At 58.8% G+C, this 23,308-nt stretch carries 29 protein-coding genes; 27 read left to right on the forward strand and 2 right to left on the reverse strand.

The genetic code is table 11. The annotated features are described in order from the left end of the window. The first annotated feature begins 39 nt into the window (after positions 1–39). From HBO05_RS15910 to HBO05_RS15970, 13 genes are all read left to right on the forward strand, one after another. Positions 40–612 (forward strand): phage baseplate assembly protein V, encoded by a 573-nt coding sequence (locus tag HBO05_RS15910; RefSeq protein WP_172313300.1) that lies wholly within the window; start codon positions 40–42, stop codon positions 610–612. After that, positions 609–953 carry a GPW/gp25 family protein gene (locus tag HBO05_RS15915; protein WP_172313302.1) on the forward strand — a complete coding sequence of 115 codons (345 nt, stop codon included), beginning with the start codon at positions 609–611 and terminating at the stop codon, positions 951–953. Before HBO05_RS15910 ends, HBO05_RS15915 begins: the two co-directional genes overlap by 4 nt. Further along, positions 950–1,861 carry a baseplate J/gp47 family protein gene (locus tag HBO05_RS15920; RefSeq protein ID WP_172313304.1) on the forward strand — a complete coding sequence of 304 codons (912 nt, stop codon included), beginning with the start codon at positions 950–952 and terminating at the stop codon, positions 1,859–1,861. Before HBO05_RS15915 ends, HBO05_RS15920 begins: the two co-directional genes overlap by 4 nt. After that, entirely contained in the window at positions 1,861–2,478 is a 618-nt protein-coding gene (locus HBO05_RS15925; RefSeq protein ID WP_092231644.1) for a phage tail protein I, read from the forward strand. Before HBO05_RS15920 ends, HBO05_RS15925 begins: the two co-directional genes overlap by 1 nt. After that, on the forward strand, positions 2,475–4,154 hold the full coding sequence (locus HBO05_RS15930) for a phage tail protein (RefSeq protein ID WP_172313307.1): 1,680 nt from the start codon (positions 2,475–2,477) through the stop codon (positions 4,152–4,154). The genes HBO05_RS15925 and HBO05_RS15930 overlap by 4 nt, the downstream gene beginning before the upstream one ends. 1 nt (position 4,155) lies before the next feature. Then, positions 4,156–4,761 carry a phage tail protein gene (locus HBO05_RS29325; RefSeq protein WP_262381422.1) on the forward strand — a complete coding sequence of 202 codons (606 nt, stop codon included), beginning with the start codon at positions 4,156–4,158 and terminating at the stop codon, positions 4,759–4,761. A gap of 91 nt (positions 4,762–4,852) precedes the next feature. Continuing rightward, positions 4,853–6,028, forward strand: a complete 1,176-nt coding sequence (locus HBO05_RS15940; protein ID WP_172313310.1) for a phage tail sheath protein — start codon at positions 4,853–4,855, stop codon at positions 6,026–6,028. 56 nt (positions 6,029–6,084) lie between these two features. Beyond that, positions 6,085–6,600: a phage major tail tube protein gene (locus HBO05_RS15945; RefSeq protein ID WP_172313313.1), complete on the forward strand. Its 516-nt coding sequence runs from the start codon at positions 6,085–6,087 to the stop codon at positions 6,598–6,600. A 47-nt stretch (positions 6,601–6,647) separates the two neighbouring features. Next, a complete protein-coding gene (locus tag HBO05_RS15950; RefSeq protein ID WP_172313316.1) occupies positions 6,648–6,980 on the forward strand; it encodes a phage tail assembly protein in 333 nt (110 codons plus the stop codon). 8 nt (positions 6,981–6,988) lie between these two features. Continuing rightward, positions 6,989–7,108: a GpE family phage tail protein gene (locus tag HBO05_RS15955; RefSeq protein WP_029293885.1), complete on the forward strand. Its 120-nt coding sequence runs from the start codon at positions 6,989–6,991 to the stop codon at positions 7,106–7,108. Then, positions 7,098–9,773: a phage tail tape measure protein gene (locus HBO05_RS15960; RefSeq protein ID WP_172313318.1), complete on the forward strand. Its 2,676-nt coding sequence runs from the start codon at positions 7,098–7,100 to the stop codon at positions 9,771–9,773. The genes HBO05_RS15955 and HBO05_RS15960 overlap by 11 nt, the downstream gene beginning before the upstream one ends. Before the next feature lie 5 nt (positions 9,774–9,778). Then, the gene (locus HBO05_RS15965) at positions 9,779–10,219 is read left to right on the forward strand and encodes a phage tail protein (protein ID WP_172313320.1); all 441 of its coding nucleotides are present in this window, start codon (positions 9,779–9,781) and stop codon (positions 10,217–10,219) included. Beyond that, complete coding sequence (locus HBO05_RS15970; protein WP_172313322.1) at positions 10,216–11,487, forward strand: phage late control D family protein; 1,272 nt, start codon at positions 10,216–10,218, stop codon at positions 11,485–11,487. Before HBO05_RS15965 ends, HBO05_RS15970 begins: the two co-directional genes overlap by 4 nt. A 333-nt stretch (positions 11,488–11,820) precedes the next feature. On the opposite strand, the gene HBO05_RS15975 is transcribed toward HBO05_RS15970, so the two are convergent. Beyond that, positions 11,821–12,333: a zinc ribbon domain-containing protein gene (locus tag HBO05_RS15975; RefSeq protein ID WP_172313324.1), complete on the reverse strand. Its 513-nt coding sequence runs from the start codon at positions 12,331–12,333 to the stop codon at positions 11,821–11,823. Between the two features lie 79 nt (positions 12,334–12,412). After that, positions 12,413–12,835 (reverse strand): XRE family transcriptional regulator, encoded by a 423-nt coding sequence (locus HBO05_RS29330; protein ID WP_346343160.1) that lies wholly within the window; start codon positions 12,833–12,835, stop codon positions 12,413–12,415. A 21-nt stretch (positions 12,836–12,856) separates the two neighbouring features. Between HBO05_RS29330 and HBO05_RS15985 the strand changes: the two genes are divergently transcribed. From HBO05_RS15985 to HBO05_RS16050, 14 genes are all read left to right on the forward strand, one after another. Then, positions 12,857–13,057 (forward strand): DNA-binding protein, encoded by a 201-nt coding sequence (locus tag HBO05_RS15985; protein WP_017477234.1) that lies wholly within the window; start codon positions 12,857–12,859, stop codon positions 13,055–13,057. A gap of 29 nt (positions 13,058–13,086) precedes the next feature. Beyond that, on the forward strand, positions 13,087–13,560 hold the full coding sequence (locus tag HBO05_RS15990; RefSeq protein WP_092231670.1) for a YmfL family putative regulatory protein: 474 nt from the start codon (positions 13,087–13,089) through the stop codon (positions 13,558–13,560). Then, the gene (locus tag HBO05_RS15995) at positions 13,557–13,859 is read left to right on the forward strand and encodes an ogr/Delta-like zinc finger family protein (RefSeq protein WP_092231673.1); all 303 of its coding nucleotides are present in this window, start codon (positions 13,557–13,559) and stop codon (positions 13,857–13,859) included. Before HBO05_RS15990 ends, HBO05_RS15995 begins: the two co-directional genes overlap by 4 nt. Continuing rightward, on the forward strand, positions 13,856–14,245 hold the full coding sequence (locus tag HBO05_RS16000) for a hypothetical protein (RefSeq protein ID WP_092231675.1): 390 nt from the start codon (positions 13,856–13,858) through the stop codon (positions 14,243–14,245). Before HBO05_RS15995 ends, HBO05_RS16000 begins: the two co-directional genes overlap by 4 nt. Positions 14,246–14,320: 75 nt before the next feature. Further along, complete coding sequence (locus HBO05_RS16005) at positions 14,321–14,554, forward strand: hypothetical protein (RefSeq protein ID WP_172313326.1); 234 nt, start codon at positions 14,321–14,323, stop codon at positions 14,552–14,554. Positions 14,555–14,566: 12 nt separating this feature from the next. Next, positions 14,567–17,284 carry a toprim domain-containing protein gene (locus HBO05_RS16010; protein WP_172313417.1) on the forward strand — a complete coding sequence of 906 codons (2,718 nt, stop codon included), beginning with the start codon at positions 14,567–14,569 and terminating at the stop codon, positions 17,282–17,284. 25 nt (positions 17,285–17,309) lie between these two features. Then, the gene (locus HBO05_RS16015) at positions 17,310–18,128 is read left to right on the forward strand and encodes a DUF5906 domain-containing protein (protein ID WP_172313328.1); all 819 of its coding nucleotides are present in this window, start codon (positions 17,310–17,312) and stop codon (positions 18,126–18,128) included. A gap of 38 nt (positions 18,129–18,166) precedes the next feature. Next, on the forward strand, positions 18,167–18,478 hold the full coding sequence (locus HBO05_RS16020) for a hypothetical protein (protein ID WP_172313330.1): 312 nt from the start codon (positions 18,167–18,169) through the stop codon (positions 18,476–18,478). A 58-nt stretch (positions 18,479–18,536) separates the two neighbouring features. Further along, positions 18,537–19,205 (forward strand): DUF5406 family protein, encoded by a 669-nt coding sequence (locus HBO05_RS29100; RefSeq protein WP_222932568.1) that lies wholly within the window; start codon positions 18,537–18,539, stop codon positions 19,203–19,205. Between the two features lie 2 nt (positions 19,206–19,207). Continuing rightward, the gene (locus HBO05_RS16030) at positions 19,208–19,810 is read left to right on the forward strand and encodes a hypothetical protein (protein ID WP_172313332.1); all 603 of its coding nucleotides are present in this window, start codon (positions 19,208–19,210) and stop codon (positions 19,808–19,810) included. After that, on the forward strand, positions 19,803–21,482 hold the full coding sequence (locus HBO05_RS16035) for a DNA cytosine methyltransferase (protein WP_172313334.1): 1,680 nt from the start codon (positions 19,803–19,805) through the stop codon (positions 21,480–21,482). Before HBO05_RS16030 ends, HBO05_RS16035 begins: the two co-directional genes overlap by 8 nt. Continuing rightward, positions 21,475–22,101 (forward strand): hypothetical protein, encoded by a 627-nt coding sequence (locus HBO05_RS16040; protein WP_172313336.1) that lies wholly within the window; start codon positions 21,475–21,477, stop codon positions 22,099–22,101. Before HBO05_RS16035 ends, HBO05_RS16040 begins: the two co-directional genes overlap by 8 nt. Continuing rightward, positions 22,098–22,349 carry a hypothetical protein gene (locus HBO05_RS16045; RefSeq protein ID WP_172313338.1) on the forward strand — a complete coding sequence of 84 codons (252 nt, stop codon included), beginning with the start codon at positions 22,098–22,100 and terminating at the stop codon, positions 22,347–22,349. Before HBO05_RS16040 ends, HBO05_RS16045 begins: the two co-directional genes overlap by 4 nt. 13 nt (positions 22,350–22,362) lie before the next feature. Further along, the gene (locus tag HBO05_RS16050; protein ID WP_172313340.1) at positions 22,363–23,214 is read left to right on the forward strand and encodes a DNA adenine methylase; all 852 of its coding nucleotides are present in this window, start codon (positions 22,363–22,365) and stop codon (positions 23,212–23,214) included. The last annotated feature ends 94 nt before the right edge of the window (positions 23,215–23,308 follow it).

Here is a 23,308-nt window from a genome sequence, read left to right on the forward strand (position 1 = left end):
AAGCTGCACCCGCGCACGCGTGGCGCCACCATCGGCGCCATGAACAATTTCGCCGCCTTCGCCCGCATGCTTGAAAACCTCATCCGCTTCGGCGTCATCGCCGAAGTCCAGATGGTGCCCCCGCGCGTGAAGGTAAAGACAGGCGAATTGACCACCGCCTGGCTGCCGTGGATCGCTCAACGCGCGGGAGCCGATCAGGTATGGGACCCGCCGACAGAGGGCGAACAAGTCATGTTGTTCAGCCCATCCGGCCAGCTTGCCAATGGCGTCGTCGTGACCGGTCTGTTCAGCGACCACATCCCGGCCAACGGCAACCGCGCCGGCCTGCACCGTCGCACCTACGCCGATGGCGCGGTGATCGAGTACGACAGTGTCACCCACCACCTGAACGCCACCCTGCCCGACAGCGGCACGACCAGCTTGGTCAGCAAGGGCGGCATCAACATCATCGGCCCTATCAATCACCAGGGCGATTACAACCAAACCGGCAACCAGAACGTGGTTGGCCTCGTAACCGTCTCCGAAGACGTGGTTGCGGCCGGTATCAGCCTGGTGGAACACCCGCACGGCGGCGTCATGCCAGGCAGCGGCAAGACGGGGAAACCAGAATGAACCGAGAAACCGGCGGCGCCATCGGCGATCTGGACCACATCACCCAGTCAATTGCCGACATCCTGACCACCCGCATCGGCTCCCGCGTCATGCGCCGCGAATACGGCAGCCTTTTGCCCGAGCTGGTAGACCATCCCTTCAACGATGCCACCCGCCTGCGCGTGTACGCGGCCACGGTCATGGCGTTGATGCGCTGGGAACCGCGCATCAGCCTGAACCGGGTGCAATTCCTCGGCGCCAATCTGCAAGGCCAGTCGGTGCTGGACCTGGACGGCACCCTGGTCGACACCAATGAGCCGTTGAGCATGAGCCTGCCGTTGCAACTGGGGGCCAGTGTATGAACACGTTCGCCGCCATCGACCTCAGCCTGTTGCCCGCGCCGCAGATCGTCGAACAGATCGATTACGAGCAGATCCTTGCCGAGCGCAAGGCCTACGCCATCAGCCTGTGGCCGGTCGAGGAACAGGCAAAAATCGCCGCGCGCCTTGAGCTGGAGTCGGAGCCACTGACCAAGCTGCTGCAAGAGAACGCTTACCGCGAGACGATCTGGCGGCAACGGGTCAACGAAGCATCAACCGCCAATATGCTGGCCTTTACCAAGGGATCCGACCTGGAAAATTTGGCCTCCAACTTCAACGTCAAGCGCCTGGTGATTCAGGAGGGCAATGCATCCGCATCCCCGCCCGTGGCACGTGTCATGGAAGATGACGACAGCCTGCGCGAACGTACGCAGATGGCCTGGGAAGGCCTCAGCACCGCCGGCCCGCGCAACAGCTACATCTTCCACGCCCGCGCAGCTGACGGCCGGGTTGCCGATGCCACAGCGGAAAGCCCTTCCCCGGCCGTGGTCGTGGTGACGGTCCAGGGCATGCTGGCCGATGGTAGTGCGGAGCCTGGGTTGCTGGCCGTGGTGGACGCCTACCTCAGCGATGATGATCGCCGCCCCGTCGCCGACCGCCTGACCGTCCAGGCCGCACAGATCCTGCGTTATCCGATCAAAGCCAAAATCTATTTGAAAACCAGCGGCCCGGAAACTGAGCCTGCGCGGGCCGCTGCCGAGCAACGCTTAAAGAACTACGTCCACCAGCGTCGGCGCCTGGGCATGGAAGTCTCAGAATCGGCAATCCACGCTGCGCTGCACGTCGAGGGCGTGCGCAAGGTCGTGCTGGAAGGCTGGACCGACATCATCGCCACGCCTTACCAGGCGCCGTTCTGCACCGATATTCAATTGTCGGTTGGGGTGGAGTGATGGGCGCCCAGCACCTGCTACCCGGCAACTCGACGCAGTTGGAGCGCGACGCGGCCGTGGCACTGGCGCAGATCCAGCGGGTACCTATTCCCATTCGCCTGCTGTGGAACCCTGACCTGTGCCCGCTCGCTGTGTTGCCGTACCTGGCCTGGTCGTTTTCGGTCGACCGCTGGGACAGCACCTGGTCGGAGTCCACCAAGCGCGCGGCGATCCGGGCCGCGTACTACCTGCATTCGCACAAGGGCACCATCGGAGCGTTGCGCCGAGTGGTCGAGCCCCTGGGCTATCTGATCGAGATTATTGAGTGGTGGCAGGACGTTCCGGTCGGTGTACCGGGCACCTTCAAGCTCAAAGTCGGTGTGCTGGAAACCGGTATCACCGAAGAAATGTATCAGGAGCTGACCTTCCTGATCGATGACGCCAAACCCCGCAGCCGCCACCTCACCGGCCTGGCCATCAGCCTGGAAACCACCGGCAGTTTCTATATCGGCGCCTGCGTCAACGAAGGCGATGAACTCAGCGTTTACCCACCGACCCAACGCGACATCGAAGTCAGCGGCTATCTGCGCCTGGGCGGTCGCGAACATCACATTGATACGATGGACATCCTCCCATGATCGACCAGAACAGCCAGTTTCAAGCCATTCTTACGGCCATCGGCGAGGCCAAACAGGCAAACGCGGATGCCCTGGGCGTCCCCTGGACGTTCGCGCAGATGGGTGTGGGTGATGCCAACGGCACCGACCCGTTCCCCGACCGCCTGCAAACCAAGCTAATCAACGAGTGGCGCCGTGCACCGCTCAACCAGCTCAAGCCAGACCCGAAAAACGCCGGCATCATCATTGCCGAACAAGTCATCCCAGAAAACGTCGGCGGTTTCTGGATTCGGGAGATAGGCCTATACGACACGGACGGCGATCTGGTGGCCGTCGCCAACTGCGCGCCAACCTTCAAACCGTTGCTGACCCAAGGGTCCGGTCGAACGCAGATTATTCGAATGAATCTGATCGTTTCCAGCCTGGCCAACATCGTGCTGAAGATTGATCCGTCAGTAGTCCTGGCAACTCGGGATTATGTGGATCGTTCGATTGGTGACGTGCTGCCGGCGGATAAAACGCCCGGTACTTATCACCGAGTTACGATCAATGCGCGGGGCATTGTGGTGTCGGGCAGCAATCCAACCACGCTTGACGGATTCGGCATTAAAAACGCTTACACCAAAGACCAGACCGATAGCCTGCTCGATCAGCGGGTTGCCGCAGACAGCATACTGGCGGCAGGTGTGGTGAATGGAGACCCAGGCGCGCCATATTTCAGGTTCAAGAAACATGATGGCTCTGTGGGTCATATCATCAACCTGTCACTGTCATCTCATGGTCACACCTTCGATAGCTTGAGTGACAAGCCAACAACACGCGATGGCTACAAACTCAGCGATGTTTTTACAAAGACCGAAACACGAGCCGGTTTTGTTGCCGCCGGTTCGGAAAACCGCATTACTCTTTCCTGGGCTGCGGAGGGGTTAAAAGCCGCTGTTGATGTTACTGACCTCGGTGCATTATGGCTGACGTCAAACTTCAATCCTGACACGAAGGCAGACAAGTCCAATACCTACACCATTGGGCAAGCAGATGTCCGCTTATCGCAGCGAGTTGTCAGCGATTGGATATCTCATGCAGGGTTGATTTCGGATAACCCGGACCTTCCTTACTTCATGCAGACTTCGACCGGCGCTATTTTGCAGCTTGCTCGCCGGGTGCATCGTCACGCATTTTCCGATCTGGATGGGCTTCCGCCTACCGCTGTAGGGCATGGAATTTATGACGTCTACTCCGTAACTCAATCGGATGTGAGGTTTAATCAAAAGCTCACCCGTGATGCGATTAGCGTGGCTGGATTATGGGGTGGAGACATCAATCTCCCTTACTTCAGGAGAGCTGTCGATGAGCAGCCGGTGTACTTCATCACCCAAGCCACACTGCCGAAAAACACCTGCCAGAAGGGTATTCCAGGCTGGTGGAAATGCGCCGATACCGGCCTGTTACGTCAGCGGGTCTCCATCTATATCGGTGATGTCTCAACGGCGTGGGCGGGTGCGGTTACATGGCCTGCCGCCTTTGCAGAGCAAGCTGATTCAGTGAAGCTTTCGTTTCTCCATACCAATGGCTCGCCGGCAACCGTATCAAGTGCGTATTCCGACCTGACCCGCACAGGGTGCAATTTGCGCGTAGATGAGTGGGGGTTAAATCCGCAGTACGGGCTGACACTGATCGTAGAAGCGGAGGGTTATTAAGATGAGCGTATTTTTTCACGCAAAGAGTTGTGGGTTTTACATTGATGAGATTCACGGCCCCCGAACTGTCCTGGTAGTTGATCCCAAGTGGAAGCAGCCAGAAATCAAGATTACTGATCCCAATTGGGTTCCTGGTGACGATGATAAAGACGCAGAGCCCCCGCTGATTAGCGTCCCGGATACTGACGCGGTTCCGCCTCTAATTGAAGTGCCGAATCCTAAATGCTCGCTGCCCCCGAAAGCCGAACTGCGGGAATTACCCCAGGACAAGTACCTGGCGCTCCTAGTCGCACAGTCCCAAGGTAAAGTCATTCAAGCCAACTCAAAGGGAGAGCCTGTTGCTGTTGAGCCACCGCCGCCCAGTGACGTAGAGCTTGAGCGACGCGAGCGAATTTGGCGCGACTCAGCGCTGGCAAATACCGACGGTTTGGTTGTGCGCCATCGTGACGAGTTAGAGCTTCAACAGGCTACAACGCTTACAACTGAACAGTATCAGCAGTTGCAGCGTTATCGCTTGGACCTGCGAGCCTGGCCCGTCGCTGAACATTTCCCAGACAGACAATTCCGCCCAGTAACACCAGATTGGGTTGCTACCAAGAACTTGTAAGCGTTGCGACTACAAGCCCGCGTGCTCGCCCAATCGGCGCGCGCGCGGCAGCCTGTGCACTGTCATTCCATCACAGCGCAGGCAACCACCCATGGCCGGTTCAGACTATCTCCACGGCGTGCGGGTCATCGAACTCAACGACGGCACCCGCCCCATTCGCACCATCTCCACCGCAGTCATCGGCCTGGTTTGTACGGCTGAGGATGCAGACCCCCTGATGTTTCCGTTGGACACCCCGGTACTGCTGACCAATGTGCAAAGCGCCATTGCCAAAGCCGGCGTCAAAGGCACCCTGGCGAGCAGCCTGCAAGCCATCGCCGACCAGACCAAGCCCTACACCATCGTGGTGCGGGTAAAGGAAGGCGCCGACGAAGCCGCCACCACCAGCGCCCTGATCGGCACCACCACCGCCGATGGCAAGTACACCGGCATGAAAGCCCTGCTCGCCGCCAAGGCCCGCGTGGGCGTGACGCCGCGCATTCTCGGTGTACCTGGTCTCGACAGTTTGCCGGTGGCCACCGCCCTGGTATCGGTTGCCCAGGACCTGCGCGCCTTCGCCTACATCAGCGCCTGGGGCTGCAAAACCAAGGAAGAGGTGGTCGCCTACCGCGAGAACTTCGGCGCCCGTGAGCTGATGGTGATCTGGCCGGAGTTCCAGAACTGGAGCACCGTCACCAATGCCACAGTCACCGCCTCGGCCGTGGCTCGCGCCCTGGGCCTGCGGGCCAAGATCGATCAGGAAACCGGCTGGCACAAGACCCTGTCCAACGTCGCCGTCAATGGCGTGACCGGCATCAGCGCCGACGTGTTCTGGGATCTGCAAAACCCGGCAACCGATGCCAACTACCTCAACAGCAACGAAGTCACCACCCTGATCAACGAAGGTGGCTTCCGCTTCTGGGGCAGTCGCACGTGCAGCGAAGATCCGCTGTTCGCCTTCGAAAACTACACCCGCACCGCGCAGATCCTCGCCGACACCATGGCCGAAGCGCACATGTGGGCGGTCGACAAGCCCATGCACGCCTCCCTAGTGCGGGACATCATCGAAGGCATCAATGCCAAGTTCCGCGAGTTGATTGCACAGGGCTACCTGATCGGCGGCAGTTGCTGGTACGCCGAAGACATCAACGACAAGGACACCCTCAAGGCCGGCAAGCTGACCCTGGACTACGACTACACCCCAGTGCCGCCCCTGGAAGACCTCACGCTTCGCCAGCGCATCACCGACCGTTACCTGATGCAGTTCGCCAGCCAGATCAACAGCTAACCCGGGCCTCCCCGCAGGGGAGTTAACCCCGTGCCATACCCCCGGAGAACACCGCCATGGCCCTGCCCCACAAGCTCAAAAACCTCATGTTGTTCAACGACGCCAACATCTACCGTGGCTTGATCAAGTCAGCCACCCTGCCCCCTCTCGCTCGCAAGATGGAAGCCTATCGGGGCGGCGGTATGAACGGCCCGGTCAAGGTCGACCTGGGTTTGTCCGACGACGGTATCCAGTTCGAATGGAAAACCGGTGGCCTGGATCTGGTCAGCCTGAAACAGTTCGGCGCAGTCAATGCTGCAGGCGTGGCCTTGCGCTTTACCGGGGCCTTTGAACAGGACGACACAGGCGAAGTCAGCGCCGTGGAAATCGTGGTACGCGGCCGCCACGAAACCATCGAAATGGGTGACGCCCAGCCAGGCGAAGATACCGAACACTCAATCACCACCACCTGTTCCTATTACAAGTTGACCGTGGACAACGAAGAAATCATCGAAATCGACCTGCTCAACTTCATCGAGAAGGTCGGTGGCAAAGACATTCTGGAAAAACAGAAAAAAGCCCTGGGCATCTGACAGCCCGCCCCAACTGACGCTTATCCCTCTCACCAGGAGCAACAACCATGAAAGAAGTTATCGAACAAGCCGATGTTCAACCACTGGCCGACGACAACACCGTCATCCTCGACACCCCGATCCGTCGCGGCACCACCACCATCAATAGCATCACTCTGCGCAAGCCCAGCTCGGGCGAACTGCGTGGTGTAAGCCTGGCAGATCTGCTGCAAATGGACGTCAACAGCTTGATCAAGGTCGTGCCGCGTATCAGCAGCCCAACCCTCACCGCTGTTGAGGTGACAAGCATGGACCCGGCCGACCTGGTTGCACTCAGTGCGAAAATCACCGGTTTTTTGTTGCCGAAGTCGGCGAAGACGGACGCATCCCTCGTTGCGTAGAGGACGCCATGGCCGATCTGGCCGTGGTTTTTCACTGGGCACCAGCTGATATGGATCAGTTGGGCCTGCAAGACCTGATGGACTGGCGCGAGCGTGCCAGGGTGCGGAGTTCCACCGATGGCAAATGATCTGAAACTTCAGGTGCTGCTCAGTGCCATCGACAAAGCCACCCGACCGCTGAAGCAAATCAACAACGGCAGCCTAGAGACCGCCCGTGCGCTCAAGGCTGCCCGCGACAGCCTGAAGGAACTCAACACCCAGCAGAAAGACGTCACCGCTTGGCGGTCGCAACGCGCAGCTGTCGAGCAGACCAACGAGGCGTTGCATTCCGCCCAGGCCAAAGTCAAAGCCCTCAGCCAGCAGTTTGCCGCGACCGGCGTGCCGACCAGGGCAATGGCGAAGGACTTCAGAACCGCCGTGCGCGAGGCCCAGAAGCTAAAACAGCAGCATCAACAGCAGAGCGAGCAGCTCCAGGGGCTGCGCTCCCGACTGTATGACGCGGGAATCAGCACCAAGAACCTGGGCACCCACGAACGCCAGCTGCGCGAGCAAATCAACGCCACCAACGCCAGCATCAGTACGCAGGGCAAGCGAATGGGCGAACTGGCCGCCCAGCACAAGCAGGTAGCGACAGCCCGCAACCAGATGGAGAAAACCCAGAGAGCCGCCGGCAATTTGGCAGTCAATGGGGCTGCTGGTTTGGGTGTGGGATACGCGGCAAGTCGGCCCATCATGGCGGCAGTCAGGGCCTTTGCTCCCAATGAAGACTCAGCCACACAGCTCAAAGTGTCCATGATGGGCGACACCGGCAAGGTGTCAGAGGACTTCCAGAAGATCACAGAGCAGGCCACCAAGCTCGGCGACCTCTTGCCCGGTACCACTGCCGACTTTCAAAACATGATGACCATGCTTCGTCGCCAGGGTCTGAGTTCGAAAAATATCTTGGGCGGTACTGGTGAAGCCGCTGCCTACCTCGGCGTCCTGCTGAAAATGGAAGCGACTCAAGCCGCTGAGTTCGCCGCCAAGATGCAAGACGCTACGCGCACCACTGAAAAAGACATGATGAGCCTGATGGATACCATCCAGCGAGGGTTCTACGCGGGTGTTGATCCGACCAACATGCTTGCTGGCTTCAGCAGCATTTCGCCTGTGATGGACATCATCAACAAGTCAGGTCTGGAAGCAACCAAAAGCCTGGCACCACTCCTGATCATGATGGATCAGGCCAGTATCGAGGGGAGCAAAGCAGGTAACGCCTTTCGAAAGATATTTCAGGCATCGTTGAAGAAAAGCAACGTCGACAGCATCAACAAAATGCTCGCCGACAAAGGGCAGAAAATCAGCTTCAGCTTTACCAATGAGGAAGGGAATTTCTCTGGCGTGGAGAACCTTTACGCCCAAATCGACAAGATCAAGGATCTGAATCAGGTCGATAGAACAGCGGTCATTGGAAAGCTATTTGGCGACGACGCAGAAACCATCACTACCCTCAACGTCATGATGAACAAAGGGCTGGCCGGGTATCAGCAGGTACAGCAGCAACTACAAACCCAAGCGGATCTACGCACCCGCGTCAACGAACAGTTGGGCACCCTGACCAACGTGATGGAAGCCGCAGAGGGCAGTTTTACCAACGCCTTGGCCGAATTCGGCGCGGCCGTCGCGCCCGACTTGAAAGACCTGATTAAAACACTGGGCGACATCGCCAACAGTGTCGGAACTTGGGCACGAGAAAACCCTAAGTTGGCTGGTGGTCTGGTGAAGGTAGTGGGCCTTGTGGCGGTCCTGGCGTTCAGCTTCGGGGGCCTGGCATTGACCATGGCGAGTCTGCTGGGACCATTTGCCATGCTGCGCTATGGCATGACCATGTTTGGCATACAGGGCGGCGGTGTCTCCAAAATGGTGAAGGGGCTATTCCCCACACTGACTGGACTTGCTCGCAACGTCTTTCCGATGTTCACCCAGGGCATACGCCTGCTCGCCACGACCATGGGCGGTGCGCTTTTAACCGCCCTTCGCACCGTAGGGATTGCACTGTGGGGGCTGGCAGCAAACCCGATTGTCCTGGTCATCGCCGCCGTGGTCGCCGCCCTGGCTGCCGGCGCCTACCTGATCTACACCAACTGGGACGCGGTGAAGAACTACTTCGCCAACGCCTGGACCGAAATCAAGGCAGGGTTTAGCGGCGGGATCGGCGGCATCATCAATACCCTGGCCAACTTCAGCCCCATCGGCCTGATTTACCAGGCCTTCGCTGGGGTGTTGAGTTACCTGGGCGTGGATCTGCCCAGCCGATTTACCGAGTTCGGCAACATGATCGTCAACGGCCTGGTCAACGGCCTCATGGCTGGACTTGGCAGCGTCAAGACGGCCATCAGCTCAATCGGCGACGCCAGCATCGGTTGGTTCAAGGAAAAGCTCGGCATACACAGCCCTTCGCGGGTGTTCGCCGAGTTGGGCGGGTTCACTATGGCAGGCCTAACAAAAGGCCTGGAGGGCGGCCAGAAAGGTCCGCTCGACGCCCTGAGCAGCATGGGCAAGCAACTCACGGCAGCCGGCACCCTGGCACTGAGCGCCACAGCCATGCCAGCACTGGCTGTGGATGACCGCCCGCCCATCAGCAGCTCACCGGCAGCAGCCACGTACGACAGCCACGATGTGTATCAAATCAACCTGCCGGCGTCGCCGAGCATGGACCTGCAAAGCCTCGAAAAGAGCCTACGCGCCATGCTCAACAAGATCGAAAACGAAAAAAAGGCGCGCCAGCGCAGCAAACTCTCTGACCGGGAATAATCACCATGATGTGTGCCCTCGGCATGTTCGTATTCAGCCTCTCCACCGCCGCTTACCAGGAGCTGCAGCGCCAAACTGATTGGCGCCACGCCAGCAACAACCGCGTCGGCGCAGCTCCTGCGCGCCAGTTCGTGGGACGTGGCGACGACTCCATCACCCTCCCTGGCATCATTTTCCCGGAACTGGCCGGCAGCGCCCTCAGCCTGGACGCCCTGCGCCTGATGGCAAACACCGGCAAGGCCTGGCCCATGGTCGAAGGCAGTGGCCGGATCTACGGCCTGTGGGTGATCGACAGCCTCAGCGAAACCAAAACCATCTTCTTCAGCGATGGGACTCCACGGCGCATTGAGTTCACCCTGAGCCTCAAACGCACCGACGATGACCGTATCGATCTGCTCGGCGCTGCCACCAATATCGGCGTCAACATCCTGCGGGGGCTGCTGTGATCGAGGTCGCTCTGTCCAAGGTCACCGGCTACCTCAAGGACACCGCCCAGCGCTTCATCCGCGACGCAGCCTACCCGGTGCCGGCGTTCCGTCTGTCCGTGGACGGCCTCGATATCGCCCAGAAGATCAGCCCGCGGCTGATGAGCATGGAGCTGACCGATAACCGCGGCGTCGAGGCCGATCAACTCACCATCACCCTCAGCGACCACGACGGCCTGCTGACCATCCCGCCCAAGGGTGCAGTGTTGCGGCTGTGGCTGGGTTGGAGTGATACAGGCCTGGTGGACAAAGGCACCTACACCGTCGACGAAACCGAGCACAGCGGCGCCCCGGACGTCCTAAGCATTCGTGCCCGCTCGGCGGATCTACGCAAGGGGCTCAAGACCAAACGCGAACGCAGCTGGAGCAACACCACCCTCGGCGAGGTCCTGGGCGATATCGCCATCGGCAACAACCTCACCGCCACGATTGCAGGCGCTCTGGACGGGTTGCCCATCCTGCAACTGGACCAGGCCAACGAATCCGACGCCAACCTGATCAGCCGCCTGGGCGAAGAATTCGACGCGGTGGCCAGCGTCAAAGCCGGCTGCCTGTTATGCCTCCCGGCCGGCGGCGGCAAGACCGCCACCGGTCTGGACCTGCCCCACATTACCCTGAGCCGCATCGACGGCGACCAGCACCGGTACCTGCAAGCCGACCGCGACAGCTACGACGGCGTGCGCGCCTATTACTACGACGTCAACAGCGCCAAGAAACAGGAAGCCATTGCCGGCAGTGGCGACAACCTCAAAGATCTGCGCCACACGTACAGCGACCAGCAGTCAGCCCTGCGCGCTGCCCGTGCCGAATTCAGGCGCCTGCAACGAGGCAGCGCCACCCTAAGCTATACCCTCGCCATGGGCCGGCCGGACCTGATCCCCGAACTGACCTACACGCTCCAGGGCGTGAAGGCGGAAATCGACGAGATCATCTGGTACGGCGGGAACGTGCAGCACAGCCTTACCGCTGACGGCGGCTACACCGTGAGCCTGGAGCTGGAGAGCAAGTTACCCGAGGACAATGTCGAGGATCTGGCAGAGGACAACGCAGGGGATTACACAGGGATTATTGCGTACTACCGGGATGAGAAAAGCGGGAAGGAAAAAACCATAACTGCGGGGGATCAGGCGAAGCCGAGGCGGTTGCGGTGGTTGTATGCCAGTGAGAAGACGGCCAAGCGTGCCGTAGATCGAGAGTGGAAAAAGGCACAAGCCGAAAAGTCGGCATAAACCCCGGCGCTCGGCCGGGGCCCTGTGGGCGTTACTCAGGTGCCTGCGCAAACACTTCCAAAAGTCGCATCACATCATTTTGTCGTTGGGCACTTATGGCCCGAAACAATGCCAACAATATGACTTCTTGCTCACTCAGGCAGTCCGAATTTACGGCTGACGACTGGCTGTTCGAGACGCTATTGTTCCCCATCATGCGATTACTCCTTTCACATGCAACGGGAGCCCGGTGCCAACACGGCACCGTCAAGGTCTCCCGGAGAACAACGGATGTTCATCACAAAATCGGTGTGTCATCAGCTCACGAACAAAAAACTGTGAGGCTTTGTAACGTTACAACTGCCCAGGTCGAGCCCGAACATCAAGAACCTGGTTGTTCACCGGATTGAAGTCGCATTCATAGATGTGCTTTTGGAAGGCGCCAAAGCCGTTCTGAAATTCGATCTTGTCACCGATGAACGTCAGCGTGCCTTGCTCTTGATTCAGCCAACGGAAATGGCTGAACTTCGTCTCGAAAGTGCCATCAGTCCAGCGGGAGGTGTATTTGGCCAGGCGAGATACCGGATCTTTGCAATAGATACTGGCGGCAATTCCATATTTGTCCCCTGCGCACTGTAGATCCTTACGACAGGCGGCTTCATCGACCTTGGCTTGTTTCTCATCTGGTTTATCGCTTTCACCGCCAGAGCACATTGAAACGACGATAGCGATGATGATCACCAAAAATATTAGCCCTCCAATGGCGCTTCCAGTAGAAACACCTGGATTTGCCACGCCGCAGTTAGGGCATGTTTTCGCTGACGTATCGACATTGTGTTTGCAGGACTTACAGGGCTTCAGCGCCATTTGAATAGCTCCTTTCTAATACACGAAAAACCGACCCTCTTGGTCGGCGTATTACTTCCCGTCTACAACTGCACCTTGCTTAGTTGTGGCCTTTCGCCCCCTCCAAACTTGCAGCACCTGCAAATGCCGAGGCAGTGCGGAGCAGAACATTGCGATCTGCTTCAGCCATTTGCCTCAAATGGCCCAACACAGCCATCTCGACATCGCTCAAGTTGTTGAGGTCTGTGTCGACCCGAGAACCGGTCAGCACGTAATGCACATCTACACCAAGCTCCTGGAGCCCAGAGAGATAGCGGATATCGGGGGAGCTGGACTCAAGTTCATAGGCCTTTTGAGTCCCACGGCTAACACCAGCGGAGGCACCAAAGTCGGTCTGATTTTTACCCAGCCGCTCGCGTTCCTCTCTCAGGCGTTCGCCTACCCCTAAAGAAATGAGCATTTTTTTGATCAAAATAAGTTGACTTGAGCAGAAATCTGACCAAGAATCCTTGTCGTCGAACACGATTAAACACGGACGAACACTATGCATGCCCTACAGACCCCCGAGCAAGCCCGCGCGGTTCTTGATCGCGAGGGTAAAAGCATTGCCGAATTCAGCCGCCAGCATGGCTTGAACAAAAATCTGGTCAGTGACCTGCTGAACGGCCGTAAGAAAGGCCGTCGTGGTGAAGCACATCGAGCAGCTGTACTGCTCGGTATCAAAGACGGCCAGATCACAAACTAGGGCCTCTGGCTCCAAGGGGAAACCAGAAGATGAAACGCCCAGTTCTAGCGACCAAGCGGCAAGTCATGAGCGCTGTCATCAGCGACTACAAAGGTGGTCGCGAATGCGCTGCGGCGCGCCTCGGTTACGAAATCAAAAAATTCGATAACCACATCTACGAAAACGCCGGCAGCCGGCCTTTGAGTGATGAGCAGATCCATATGCTGGAGCAGGACGCCGGTACCACCCATCTGCCGGAATACATAGCAGCCATGTACGGCGGCATGTTTGTGCCCCTGGCCAAGCCTGAAACGCTCGACAACGTCGACCTCTACAGCCGGTCAGTAAACGCTGCCGCCAAGCGCGGCGTCGTCGACCAGATCATCGCCAAGGCATTGGACGACGGGGTCATTGAGCGGGACGAGGCTGAGGCCATTTTGAGCGCTCATAGCCATTACCAAGCGGCGCGCCATTCCGAGGTTCTGGCAACGATCATGCTGCACGGCCGGGGGCAAAAGCATTGAGCACCTACAAGCTGGTTTGCCCTGCCTGCTACGGCCCGCTGCGTATTCGGACGTCTGAGGGGCAGACGCCATGTTTCCGGTCTTTGTATTACCAATGCACCAACGTCGTGTGCGGGGCAACTTTCACCGGTACTCAAACCATCGACTTTCAACTCAGTCCATCGGGTGTTGATAAGCCGCTGACCATAGTCCCAATCGCCCCGTACATAGCTCGCCAAAAGGCGATACGCGATAGCCGTTCCGATACAAACCAACCCGATTTGCTGGACCAACTGGACGTGGAGACTGCATCCGTATGAACGCCATCAACTTGACCGCCAACCCCACCAGCGACTACCGCGTAGCGATGCAGCAAGCGGCCGTGGCCTATCTGTACCGCCACCGCTCCCAACACCTGGCCGGTGACACCCAACTGCTGGATAACTGCGCCCAGTACCTGACGCTGTCATTGGAAGTGCCGCCGCACCTGGTGCAACGCATTGCTGAATTGGCCGTGGCCGAGTTTGAAAGCATGACATGCAACCGCATTGCCTGGCTCGGTATCTACCCCAGTAGCGGCCCATTCCGGCCTGTCATTTGGCTGCTGGACACCTTGACCCAACAGCGCCGCCCTATTTCGGGACGACTGCTCCCGCAAAAACTGCTCGACCAACGCAACACCGTGCACAAGCCACACCCTCAGTAAGCCCCTTTTAAACATCCCGCCCTTCCCCGGTTGCCGTGGGTTTGGGTGAGCTTTGCCCGAAATCCGAGGTGGACCATGGAAATCGACGTCGCCATCACCGCAAAACTGCCCCGCGACCAGGCTAAGGCACTGCTCGTTGAGCTACGTGCGCAGTACGCGGTGCTGCTCAACGAGCATTGGCACGACGACCGCTTTCGCATGATCCCCGAGGGTTTGCGGCATGGCTCGCTGCTCGTTGCATTCCCGGTGATGGCAGCACAGAAACGCCTGATCGGCGCCCTTAAACACAGTCTCGACGAAGCGAAGTAAGCCCCGATGGAAATGAAAGAAAGGCTGCGCGCCGACGTCATCCAACGCATTGAGCGGGATTACCAGCTCAAGCACATGCGCGGCACCGACTATATGCGTAAGGGTGTTTGCCCTGCCTGCGGCCAGAAGACTCTGTACACCTTCTACGATTCGCCCTGGACGTTGATCTGTGGACGGCCGGAAAAGTGCGACCACCGCGTCTATATAAAGGACGTGTATGACGACCTGTTCAACGACTGGAGCAAGACCGCCCCGTCGACACCGGACAATCCCCTTGCCACCGCCCGCGCGTACCTGGAGTTTGCGCGGGGCTTCAAATTTGAGCTGATCGCCGGATGGTTCACCCAGGAAAACTACTGGGATAGCCGGCTCAATATCGGTAGCGCCACGGTGCGTTTTGCCCTGGAGAAAGGCGGCTACTGGGAACGCCTGATAGATCGGCCTGACCGCTTCGGCAAGATGAAAGCGCGCTTTCGCCCTACCGGCGAAGGCGCAACTGGCTACAAAGGCGTTTGGTGGTGCCCGCCTAGCGTAGACCTGTTGGAGGTCGACGAGCTGTTTATCGTCGAAGGGATCTTCGACGCTATCGCGCTGCTGCATAACGACGTATCGGCAGTGTCGATGATGTCCAGTGCTCCCTGCCCGATTGATTCACTCAAGGCCCTGGTCAAGCTGCGCCATGACGCTGACAAGCGCCTGCCGACTCTGGTGTGGGCACTGGATAACGAACCGGTGGCTAAAGCCAATACACGCCGCTGGGTCAAAGAGGCCCGCGACCTGGGCTTCACCTGCAAAGCGGCGGTGATCCCACAGCCCAACGGTAAAAAGGTCGACTGGAACGATCTGCACCACCGCTGGAAGTCGATCGAGGGCGACGAGAAACGTGCCGAACGCATCGAGCAAGACCTTGATGACGCTCGCCACCAGGGTGACCTGCTGCTGGCTGACTCGGCAGAGGAAAAGGGTTTCCTCATCTACCTGCGCGACGAGCGCAAGGAATTCAACTTCACATTCCGCAAGCGCCTGTACTGGTTCCGGCTTGACATTGATAAGTACGACCGCGCCGTGGGCGATCTGGAAAGCTCTGAGCGGCATGAAGATCAGTTGCTCACTGAGGAACAGCGGCGCTACAAGGCACTGCGCCAATCCGGCTCAGTGACCTGCATCGCCAACTGCAACTTCCAAGCGCTGTACTACATGCGCAACGACCTGACCGATGAGGCCTGGTACTACTTCCGTATCGAGCGCCCACAAGGGCCTGCCATTAAAAGCACCTTCACGGCAAAGCAGCTCACGTCGGCGCCCGAGTTCGCGAATCGCCTGCTCAACGTCTCCAATGGCGCGATGTTCGAGGGCAGTGCCCAACAATTGAAACGGATTCTGGCCCCCCAGTTGGATTGCCTGAAAGCCGTCAACACCATCGAATGGATCGGCTACAGCCGCGAACACGGTGCTTATGTTTTCAACGACCTGGCCTTCTTCGACGGGGCGGTGCAGGTGCGCAACAAAGAAGACTTTTTTGACCTGGGCAAGCTGAGTATCAAGTCCCAGAGCCAGTCGCCCGTGCTGCATATCAATACCGACCTGAACGCCTACAACGAAGGGTGGTTCGACATTTACTGGCGTTGCTTTGGCGTCCAGGGCCTTGTGGTACTGGCCTGGTGGCTGGGCGCTTTGCATGCCGAGCAGATCCGCCAGATCCACAAATCTCTGATGTTTCTGGAGCTGGTAGGCGAAGCCGGCTCGGGCAAAACCACCCTGGTCGAGCTGCTGTGGAAACTGGTCGGCCGCACTGATTACGAAGGTTTCGACCCTTCCAAAGCGACCGCCGCCAGCCGTGCGCGCAACTTCTCGCAAGTCAGCAACCTCCCGGTGGTGTTGATCGAGTCCGAGCGTGAGCAGAAGGAAGGCCAACCCGTAAAGCACTTCGACTGGGACGAACTGAAAACCGCCTACAACGGCCGCAGCGTTCGCTCCACTGGCGTGAAAAACAACGGCAACGACACCCACGAACCGCCGTTCCGCGCGGCCCTGCTGATTGCACAGAACAACGCTGTAAACGCATCAGAACCGATCCTCCAGCGTCTTTGCCACGTCCACCTGACCCGCGAGCACCACACCCCGGAAACCAAGCAGTTCGCCGAGCAGCTGGAGCGCATGCCGATGGAAAGGATCAGCGGCTTCCTGGTCAAGGCGTTGCAACGCGAAGCCAACACCATGCGCGTGATGGAAGAAAACACCTCCGGCTACGAGCAGGAGCTGCTGGCACAACCCGGCATTCGCACGGTGCGTATCGCGAAAAACCACGCCCAGTTGCGCAGCCTGGTGGACGCCCTGGCCGACGTTGTACCGCTTGGCGAGCACCGTAAAGCCCTGGCACACGCCGAGGTCAGTCGCATGGCCCTGGAGCGCCAGCAAGCAATCAACGCCGACCACCCAACCGTTACTGAGTTTTGGGACCTGTACGACTTCCTCAACGGTATGGACGAAACAGGGGCGCTCAACCACGCCCGCCGGGATGGGCTGATTGCCGTGAACCTCAACGAATTTGTAGAGATGGCGGCCAACAAGCGCCAGCAGGTACCGGCACTCAGTGACCTGAAGCGCCTGCTCAAGACCAGCAAATCACCCAAGTTTCTGGAATCCAACAAGGCCGTCAACTCGGCGCGGGCGCTGGACGCTTTCGACAAACCGAAAACCATTCGCTGCTGGGTATTCCAGGGCGTGTAACCACCGCAACAACAGGAGCAGCACCATGCAAAACGAACTCAAATCAGCCATTCGCTTCAACGATTTTGCCGCGTACTTCGGCGCGCGCGGGGTACTGGCTATGGCCTGGTGGATGGGGGCTGTGCATGCCGCCCGAATTCGTCAGGACCAGAACAGCTTCCCGTTCCTGCAAATCGTCGGTACCGCCGGCAGCGGCAAAACTCTTCTTTTGGATTACCTACAAAAGTTGAACGGGCAAACGCCTTACTCACAGGCACTTTCCCATGCCACTCCGGCCGGGCGAGCGCGGACATTTGCCAGCGCAGGGCAGCGGATTGTTATTTGCGAGGAACAAGGTGAGTTAGGCCAGGCCATTGATTGGGATGAACTGAAGCCGCTTTTTGACTCGGGCAGCGTGTTGATTCGATCAGCAGAGGGCCCCAGCGAAGAAGTGACGTTCCGGGGGGCTCTGGTGATTACCGCCAATCAACCGCTGGAATGCAGCGATGCAGTCAAAAGCCGCATAGTTTTGATCGATCTTTCAGCTGCCGATGCCCATACACCCCGAATCCGGCCTGAAGCCATCGGCAACCTCAGCGCATCGGAGGCAAGTGCATTCGGTGTCGCAGTCGCTCAGTACGGAGACTGGGTTTGCGGCAGCCTCCAGGCTTTTCTACCCGCCTACAAAGGCCAGTTCACTCGTAAATACGGTGAATGCCTGAACGCGCGTACAGCACTCAACTGCGCACAATTGATCTGTTTGATCGATCTGCTCTGCAATCTTCTCGCTATCCCGCAGGACCTGCAGCTTGAGACCAGGAAGCTGGTACACGACATCGCTTTTCTCGACACCATTCCTTACTGACTGGCGCTGCAACGCCTACCACCCAAAGGAGAAGCACCATGCACGTACAAGTCATCACCGGTGCCGGCCAGAACGGGGAAACAATCCGGCTCAGGCTTCTGAAAGGCCTTAAGGACTGGATTGGCGAGACCGGGAAAATCGTTCACGCCGAAGCCTACCACCCAGCCGGGCTGGTCGAGATTCTGGAGGTTCAGGCAGTTAACAACGAAGAGATCCTGGTGTTGGAGTGCGGCCGGGAACAGATCCAAGCGGTCCTGGAATGGCAGTCCGCAACTGATGATGTTGTTGAGTTTGAAAACCTGCTGGTGCACCTGGTGCGCAAGCAAAACCCAATCGGCGAAAGCCAGTAAGAAGGTGGTGCCGAGGGGCTGCAACCCCTCGACACCGACCACCCAAAGGAGAAGCACCATGCAAGTGAATCAACCCCAAGGCGGCACCGTAGAGGCTACCACACCACGATACGACACCATCGTTATCCGAGGGGCCAAAGGAAACACAGTCCCGAGGGAGGTAGACGGTGGTGAAGTCATCTCTTGGGCTCGCGGCCATTCCCTGGCTGCTATGGATGCCCTGGAGCACTTCGTCGACGACCTCGCTGCGGGGGACTGCTCATATCCCGACGCGATCACCAAGCGAGCCCAATCCGCTCTTGACCTGATGACCTGTCGACTCGACAAAGGATGGGGCGAGGAAAGCAATGATGTAATGAACTACGACCCGAATCTAACCAGTTCAGGGAACATGGCTACCCAGAAAGTCCGGCTCACTTTCGGTTACTGGCAATACCGCGCAGAGATTGAAGTTTCAGTAGGTGGTAATTGCACTGGCCTGGAAGTTATCGACTGCGCCGTTGGCAATGCCTATAAAACCCTTCAACAACGCGGTATCTACGGCACCGACGAAACTTACGCCGTAATCGTGATGGTCGACCCAGCAAAGTCAGACTCAACACTTGAATGTTGTGAAGATGACGGAGGCGACTGTCTTCGGGGTGATTACTGGCTGAAAGACATGCTCATCGGCGCTGAAATCACGTCTATTGCCCCAATTCCCCGCACGACTTCGGGAGGGCAGTGATCATGGCCGAGTATTTTTATAAGTCCAATGAGCCGGCGACCGTCGCCATTGTTCGCGAGTTTTACGCGCAGAAGGACATTTTCCTAGCACGACTGGCCGTTCTCGGTTCCATGTTCGGCGGCAAGGTCGCCCCAATGCGCGACGTTGATTCCAACTACGCCGGCGGCGTGAAACTCACCAGCGGTCGCGAGCATGATGTGCACTGGTGCCGTCCTGATGATCACGGATACCGAGCACTGCGCGCAGCTGCCAAGCCTGGAAAAGGCATCCCGAAGGAAGAACGGGCTGCTATTCGAGCAGAGCATGAACGGCTTGTAGCTCTGTGGAATGAGCATTGTCCAAAACGCTTGAGCAGCACCGAATACTGGGATCGACTCGGCGTAAATAGCGGCAACCTGTGGTTGTGCGGCGGAATTAAGTTTGAACTCGACGGCACCGCCTATTTTCACCTGGGCTTTCAGATCAACAAAGCCGAGCACGACTCCAACGTCGCGGCAGGTCAACCAACAAGTGGGTGGATTGACGGGGCGGTTGAGATTTTGTCCAGTGAATTCCAGGCGGCACGCGCGGCGAAGCTGAAGGCCGTCGAGGTGTCCAATGCTTAAGCGCATTTTCAAGCACTTCCATTTTTGCTGCGGCCTCGGCGGCGGCGCCAAAGGGTTCAACAACGCCAAGCCCGTGGTGGGCAACATGCAAGCCGAATGGCAATGCATCGGCGGCATCGATGTTGACCCGGCCGGGTTGCGGGACTTCCAACGGCTGTCTGGTGTACCTGGCACGCTGCTGGACCTGTTCACTCTTGGTATGTACACCGCTTTTCACGGCAAGCAGCCACCACCTGGATGGGTTGAAGCTGGCCCTGACGACGTGCGCAAGGCCGCTGGCTATCAGCGCCCCGACGCTGTGTTTATCTCCAGCCCATGCAAAGGCGCCTCGGGCTTGCTGTCCGAGACAATGAGCCTGACCCCGAAATACCAGGCCCTCAACGAATTGACGCTGCGCTGCGTGTGGCTGATGTGCGAAGCCTGGAAGGATGACCCGGTATCGTTGATCGTTTTCGAGAACGTACCGCGCCTGGCTACCCGTGGCCGGCACTTGCTGGACCAGATCAATAAGCTGCTGAACCACTACGGTTATGCAGTTGCAGAAACCACGCACGACTGCGGCGTGATCGGCGGCCTGGCCCAGAGCCGCAAGCGTTTCTTGCTGGTGGCCAGGCACATCGAAAAGGTGCCGCCCTTCCTGTACGAGCCAGAGAAGAAGACGCTCAAATCTGTGGGTTCGATCCTGGGCCGCATGCCAATGGCTGGTGATGTTGCCGCCGCTGGCCCAATGCACCGGGTACCGGCGCTGCAATGGAAAACGTGGGTTCGCCTCGCCCTGGTCGAAGCCGGCAAAGACTGGCGCTGTCTGAATGATTTAGCGATCGAGGACGGCTACCTGCGCGACCTAGTCATTGTTCCCCAGTTCCGGGATGGCTTCCTTGGTGTTCACGACTGGAGCGAAACCGCCGGCACCGTCGCCGCACGCAGCGGCCCAACCAACGGCAAGTTTTCGGTAGCGGATCCACGGGCCAGGGCCGGCGCCCTGCAATACCAGCAGTACGGTGTCCGCCGTTGGGATGAGACGAGCGGCGCAGTAATCGGCGTCAAGTCGCCCGGGCAAGGGACATTCAGCGTTGCTGATCCCCGCGACCCAGGCATTGGGCACGCCAAGTACAACGTGGCCCAGTGGGACGGCACCTCGCGCACGGTAATTTCTGGCAGCACCACCGGCCAGGGCGCTTTCGCTGTTCAAGACCCACGCCCGGGCATGAAGCGCACCAAGGGCGATGCCTACCTAACCGGCGGCCATTACGGCGTCGTGGGCTGGAGCGACCAGTGCGGCGCGGTTTCAGCCAGCGCCCGCCAGGACAATGGGCGGTGGTCCGTCGCTGACCCACGCATGCCAGAAGCCAACGAGCGGCTGACCTGCGTTATCGAAAGCCTCGACGGCACCTGGCACCGGCCGTTCACAACGCTGGAGCTGGCCGCGCTGCAAAGTCTGGTTGAGCCAGAAGAATGGTTTGAGCTGGACGGCCTGAGTGATCAGGCATGGCGCGAGCGGATCGGCAACGCAGTGCCACCGTCAGCAGCCGAAGCAATCGCCCATGTGATGGGCACCACCTTGTTGCTGGCCCAGGCCGGAGAAACTTTCATGCTCAACAGCATGCCAATCTGGGTTCAACCCGTGGCGGTGGCATTGAGCGTGGCCCAGCGGGAGATTGTTCATGTCTGACCTCTTCTTCTTGCAGGACAGCCGCAGTAACGTCGGCAGCCGGGCCATGTTCTGGCGCGACGGTGGCGGCTACACCTCGAACCTGAACGAGGCTGAGCAGTTCAAACGCGAGCCCGCGGTCAAGCAGTACGAATGCCGCGAAACCGACCTGCCCTGGCCAGTGGAGTACGTCCGCAACCTGTCAGAGATCGGCGTTGACTGCCAGTTCCTCACCAAGTCAGAGGCCGGGGCCTACCGCAACGAAGACGGCCGCGTATATGTGGCTTACGCACGCGAGTGGGACGGCAATGATCTGGTGTGGCGCGGCGGCAAAGGCCCAACCACCAACCTGAATGACGCAATCCACCCGGGCGCGGCAGATGCCGCTGGGTACCTGGCGCAAGGCTTCGAGCTTTGGCCATGCGGATACATCGTCGAGCGTTCACGGCCGGTGGTCCGGGCCGCGCTGCTCGACCACAAGCAGGCACTGCGCTCAGTCGGCCTCAAGTTGCCCAAGCTCAAGCGCCCGCGCAACCGACTCTACAGCGACCGGATCAACTGCGAAGGCTGCGGGCGTTTTCTAAGTGAGCGTCAGCGCTTCAACGACTGTCCGAACTGCGGCGCGGGGAACGCACCATGACCGTGTTCCTTTTGCTTTACCTGTGCGCGGATGCGACCCGGACGGATTGCCAGGTGGTGAGGGCTGATAGCTGGAACGGCCCTACCGCCTATGAGCAATGCGCCGACGTCTTACCTGAGCTGACAGAGGCGCTGACGGAGCCCAACCAAAAGCGGCATCGGTTTGTCTGTGAGGTCCAAAGCGACAGCGCAAAACCCGCAGAGCATAAGGCTCAGCCGGTATTCATTCATCAATCGTTTCGGATGTGATGGGGAGCCACCAATGACAATTACATCACCAGTCATCCGCTATCACGGCGCCAAATTCAGACTCGCACCATGGGTGCTGCAACACTTCCCACATCACACTTGCTACGTAGAGTCATTCGGTGGCGCCGCCGGCGTGCTGATGCAGAAGGCTCGATCATATGCAGAGGTTTACAACGACCTGGACGGCGACATCGTCAACCTTTTCCGAGTGCTGCAGGATCAAGACTCTCGATCAGGACTCGTTGAACGCCTGGTTTTCACACCCTACTCAAGGGAGGAGTTCGAGTTGTCCTGGGAGTCTTGCGCCGACCCAATAGAACGCGCCCGCCGGACAATCATCAGGGCTCAAATGGGCTTCGGCTCTGCCGGCGCGACAAAGGGCATCACGGGTTTTCGCATTGATACCAAACGCCAATACGGCACAGCCCAGTCACTTTGGGTGAGCTACCCCGATCAACTTGCAGAGGTAGGTCAGCGACTGAGTGGAGTGTTGATTGAGAACCGACCGGCGACCGAGGTGATTAAGGCGCACGACGGGCCGCAGACCCTGCACTACGTAGACCCACCCTACGTGCACGACACCAGGTACAAGGGTGCATCCAGCGGCCGGTACTACAAGCACGAAATGGACGACACCGCGCATCGGGAATTGCTCGCCGTTTTACTCGAGCTGGAAGGGATGGTGGTTTTGTCTGGTTACCCAAGCGATTTGTATGCCGAGCTGCTGCCTGGCTGGGCCAGTTATGGCACTTCCGCCCGTATTAGTGCGGGGCGCGGATCCGCGACCCGTACTGAATGCATTTGGGTCAACCCGCACTGCCACAGTCAGTTAAATCGCCTGTCTCTGTTTGGAGAAAACCGATGACTAAGGACAAACCATGAACAACGGTAAATCCTTCCCCTGGAACCTCGACCTAACTGGCATCTGCGATCAGTGCAACAGATCCCGCGCCCACGGC

The organism is Pseudomonas sp. WS 5079 (assembly GCF_012985465.1).
In the GTDB taxonomy this organism is placed as follows: domain Bacteria; phylum Pseudomonadota; class Gammaproteobacteria; order Pseudomonadales; family Pseudomonadaceae; genus Aquipseudomonas.